Source organism: Pseudomonas sp. NPDC088414 (genome assembly GCF_044753325.1).
In the GTDB taxonomy this organism is placed as follows: domain Bacteria; phylum Pseudomonadota; class Gammaproteobacteria; order Pseudomonadales; family Pseudomonadaceae; genus Aquipseudomonas.
This window is the reverse complement of the sequence record NZ_JBIVMY010000064.1, coordinates 1-4,175: the sequence shown is the minus strand read 5'-3', so window position 1 is coordinate 4,175 and position 4,175 is coordinate 1. Positions and strand designations below refer to the sequence as shown.

Here is a 4,175-nt window from a genome sequence, read left to right as displayed (position 1 = left end):
GTCCAGCGATGTCAGGCCAATTGGGCCGATATCGCGACGTACGCGTCCTGCTTGCTGTGGCTACTTAAGCACTCATACAGGAGGAGGAATCAACCAGCGGCTGTGGACGAGATGAAGCGTCTTGATAAAGCCTATTGCTACACAGTCCGGCGGTTGTGCATCTCCACCCTACACGTATCCCTGATAATTCGGGTGCTGCCGCGCGCAGAATCCGCAGCGGGTTGGCATTTACCGTGAGCTCCGAAAGGGGAGGTCACGCATCATGGCTAATTCAGGCGATGTTTCCGAAGCCTTCGCTCGGGGTCATCTGCAGCTGACTGCACTTTGTGAACTGGCCTCGAATATGTGCCTGTCAGGCGAGTGAAAACTCTGCTCGACGGTGTAATTCAGGCCTCATGTCACCTGCGCTTGTTACAACTGCAAACTCCACCGTTACGTAGCGAAAGCCCCGTAGGACGGCCTCGCGTCCTGGTGAATTGCGTTGGTCAGGGCCGGTTTTTGACCGTGGTTCCGCTGTCCAGGCCGCTTTTGGCGGCGTTCGCGACTATAGCAGCAATGATTAAGTGCTTCAATTCCATAAAAATTGTTATCATCCGCGGCATGACAACTACTGCCCCTTCGACTCCAGGCGTTCAACTGCTTGAAGTCTCGCCGGAGTATGCCGGCCAACGAATCGACAATTTCCTCCTTGCCCGGCTCAAAGGCGTGCCCAAGACCTTGATTTACCGCATTTTGCGTAAAGGCGAAGTGCGCGTGAACAAGGGGCGGATCAAGCCCGAATACAAGCTGCAGGCCGGCGATATCGTGCGCGTGCCGCCGGTTCGTGTGCCTGAGCGCGACGAACCGGTGCCACTGGCTCAAGGCCTGTTGCAGCGTCTGGAAGCCTCGATTGTCTACGAAGACAAAGCCTTGATCGTGATCAACAAGCCCGCCGGCATTGCGGTTCACGGCGGCAGCGGCTTGAATTACGGCGTCATCGAAGCCTTTCGTCAGTTGCGCCCCGATGCCAAGGAGCTGGAGCTGGTTCACCGTCTCGACCGTGACACCTCTGGCCTGCTGATGATCGCCAAGAAGCGCAGCATGTTGCGGCACTTGCACGCCGCTTTGCGCGGTGACGGTGTCGACAAGCGCTATATGGCGCTGGTTCGCGGCAACTGGGCGACCTCGATCAAGCAAGTCCGCGCGGCGCTCGGCAAGAGCAACCTGCGCTCCGGCGAGCGCATGGTCGAGGTTGACGAGGAGGAGGGCAAGGAGTCGGTGACCGTGTTCAAGGTCCTGCGTCGCTTCGGCGACTTTGCCACCCTGATCGAAGCCAAGCCGATCACCGGCCGCACTCACCAGATCCGCGTCCACACGTTGCACGCCGGGCACTGCATTGCCGGCGACACCAAGTACGGCGATGACGGTTTCAGCAAGGAAATCCGTGATCTGGGCGGCAAGCGCCTGTTTCTGCACGCCTACATGCTGACCGTGCCGCTGCCCGATGGCGGTGAACTCAAGTTGCAGGCGCCGGTCGATGAAATGTGGGCCAAGACCGTGGAGCGATTGAGTGCGCCCATCTGATTACAAACTGCTGATTTTCGATTGGGACGGCACGCTGGCCGATTCCATTCATCGGATTGTCGAGGCGATGCATTCTGCGTCCGCGCGTTCCGGTTTCGAGTTGCGCGATGATTTTGCCGTCAAGGGCATCATCGGCTTGGGCTTGCCCGAGGCGATCCGCACCTTGTACCCGGACATCAGTGATGCCGAGATGACCTCGTTTCGCGAGTATTACGCTGATCACTACATCGCGGCAGAAGCCGTGCCTTCGCCACTGTTCGAGGGTGTAGTCGAGTCGATGGCGTCGTTTCGCGAGCAGGGCTATCACCTGGCGGTCGCGACCGGCAAGAATCGTCGCGGACTGGATCGGGTGCTCAAAGCCAATGGCTGGGAAGATTATTTCGATATCACCCGCGCTGCGGACGAAACCGCAAGCAAGCCGCACCCGTTGATGCTCGAGCAGATTCTCGCGCATTGCGGCGTACGTCCTGAGCAGGCGCTGATGGTCGGGGATTCGTCCTTCGATCTGCTGATGGCACGCAATGCGGGCATGGCGTCGGTGGCGGTCAGTTATGGTGCGCAGTCGATCGAGTCGCTGCAGCAGTTCGAGCCGTGCCTGTCGATCGACCATTTTAGTGAGTTGCATGCCTGGCTGGGGCAGCAGGCCAAATAAGTTTTTTCTGGGGTGGACTGGATGACCGACGAATGGAAAGCACCGGCCAAGGCAAGTGCCGACGACGGTGACGCAAAGAGCTGGAAGCTGTTGGAGAAAACCCTGCTGGCCAGCGTGCAGGAGCAGCGTCGCTCACGGCGTTGGGGGATTTTCTTCAAGCTGCTGACGTTTGTTTATCTGTTCGTTGCGCTGATCCTGTTCACGCCGTTGATGGATATGGAAAAAAGCGCAACTCGTGGCCCGAACTACACCGCGCTGATCGATGTCACCGGCATGATTGCCGACAAAGAGCCTGCGAGCGCTGACAACATCGTTGGCAGCCTGCGTGCGGCCTTCGAGGACAAGAAGGTCAAGGGCGTGATCCTGCGGATCAACAGTCCTGGCGGCAGTCCGGTGCAGTCGGGTTATGTGTATGACGAGATCAAGCGTCTGCGCGGTCTGCACCCGGATACCAAGGTGTATGCGGTAATTTCCGATCTCGGTGCGTCCGGTGCCTATTACATCGCCAGCGCGGCGGATCAGATCTATGCCGACAAGGCCAGTCTGGTCGGCTCCATCGGTGTGACGGCGGCGGGTTACGGGTTTGTCGGCACCATGGACAAGCTGGGCGTCGAGCGTCGCACTTACACCTCGGGCGAGCACAAGTCGTTTCTGGATCCGTTCCAGCCGCAGAAGCCTGACGAAACCGCGTTCTGGCAGACCGTGCTGGATACAACGCACAAGCAGTTCATCAACAGTGTCAAACAGGGTCGTGGCGATCGCCTGAAGGACAAGGAACATCCGGAGTTGTTTTCCGGGCTGGTCTGGTCTGGCGAGCAGGCGCTGCCGTTGGGCTTGATCGATGGTCTGGGCAATGCCAGTTCGGTGGCGCGCGACGTGATTGGCGAGAAAGAGCTGGTGGATTTCACTGTGCAGGAATCGCCGTTCGATCGCTTCTCGAAGAAGCTCGGAGCCAGTGTGGCTGAGCAGTTGGCGATGTGGATGGGGTTCCACGGGCCATCGTTGCGCTGATTCGCTGAAGATCAAAAGATCGCAGCCTGCGGCAGCTCCTACAGGTTTCATGTCCGATCGCATTTTTTGCGGTGACATGAAACCTGTAGGAGCTGCCGCAGGCTGCGATCTTTTGCTTTAAGGGACTTGCACGCCCTCGGCCAGCAACATGTCGATCAGGCGAATCAGCGGCAAACCGATCAGGCTGGTGGCGTCAGGCCCTTCAGTGGACTGAAACAGGCTCACACCCAAACCTTCGGCCTTGAAGCTGCCGGCGCAGTCGTAGGGTTGCTCCAGGTGCAGGTAGCGTTCGATACGCGCTTCGTCGAGCTGGCGCATGTGTACGGTAAATGGCACGCAGTCGACCTGGCAGTGGCCGGTCTGGCTGTTGAGCAGGGCCAGGCCGGTGAGGAAGGTCACGCTGGCGCCGCTGGCGGCCAGCAACTGCTCGCGGGCCTTGTCGAAGGTGTGTGGCTTGCCGATGATCCGTTCGCCAAGCACGGCCACCTGGTCCGAGCCGATGATCAGGTGAGCGGGGTGGCTGGCAGCCAGTGCCCGGGCTTTCTGTTCGGCGAGGCGCTTGACCAGTTCGATGGCCGATTCGCCAGATTGGTGGCTTTCGTCGATATCCGGCGAGCTGCAGACGAACGGCAGGCGCAGGCGGGCGAGCAATTCCCGGCGATAAGTCGAGCTGGAAGCAAGTAATAAAGGCAGCATTGGCGTCTCCTGAGGCAGGCGCGAATTCTAGCGGAGGCACGCAAGTGACGGACAGGGCACAATTTCCTTTGACATGGGTGGGGGCATCCCTATAATGCTGCGCCTATGTTGAATGACCCGATTCCACCTCACGTTGACCCGCGCAAATTGGCTGACCGTGGCAACTCTCTTCAATGTGAACTGCTGCTGTCCGATTTTAAGAGACTATGCGAACCGCTTTCCGTCTATGTCGTTAGGGTGCATGCCAAATTCG

At 58.9% G+C, this 4,175-nt stretch carries 4 protein-coding genes and 1 pseudogene; 4 read left to right on the top strand and 1 reads right to left on the bottom strand.

The features are described 5' to 3' along the window. Positions 1-600: 600 nt before the first annotated feature. From rluC to sppA, 3 genes are read left to right on the top strand one after another with little or no spacing between them, the layout of a single operon-like run. On the top strand, positions 601-1,563 hold the full coding sequence (rluC, locus tag ACIP8I_RS26950) for a 23S rRNA pseudouridine(955/2504/2580) synthase RluC (RefSeq protein WP_007950779.1): 963 nt from the start codon (positions 601-603) through the stop codon (positions 1,561-1,563). Further along, positions 1,550-2,215, top strand: a complete 666-nt coding sequence (locus tag ACIP8I_RS26945; RefSeq protein ID WP_400764900.1) for an HAD-IA family hydrolase — start codon at positions 1,550-1,552, stop codon at positions 2,213-2,215. The genes rluC and ACIP8I_RS26945 overlap by 14 nt, the downstream gene beginning before the upstream one ends. A gap of 21 nt (positions 2,216-2,236) precedes the next feature. Further along, positions 2,237-3,226: a signal peptide peptidase SppA gene (gene sppA, locus ACIP8I_RS26940; protein ID WP_400764898.1), complete on the top strand. Its 990-nt coding sequence runs from the start codon at positions 2,237-2,239 to the stop codon at positions 3,224-3,226. A 117-nt stretch (positions 3,227-3,343) separates the two neighbouring features. Here sppA and ACIP8I_RS26935 read toward each other — a convergent pair whose 3' ends face one another. Continuing rightward, positions 3,344-3,922 carry a Maf family protein gene (locus ACIP8I_RS26935; RefSeq protein WP_400764897.1) on the bottom strand — a complete coding sequence of 193 codons (579 nt, stop codon included), beginning with the start codon at positions 3,920-3,922 and terminating at the stop codon, positions 3,344-3,346. Between the two features lie 105 nt (positions 3,923-4,027). Here ACIP8I_RS26935 and ACIP8I_RS26930 point away from each other — a divergent pair. Continuing rightward, a pseudogene (locus ACIP8I_RS26930) lies at positions 4,028-4,175 on the top strand (metal-binding protein); the annotation flags it as partial.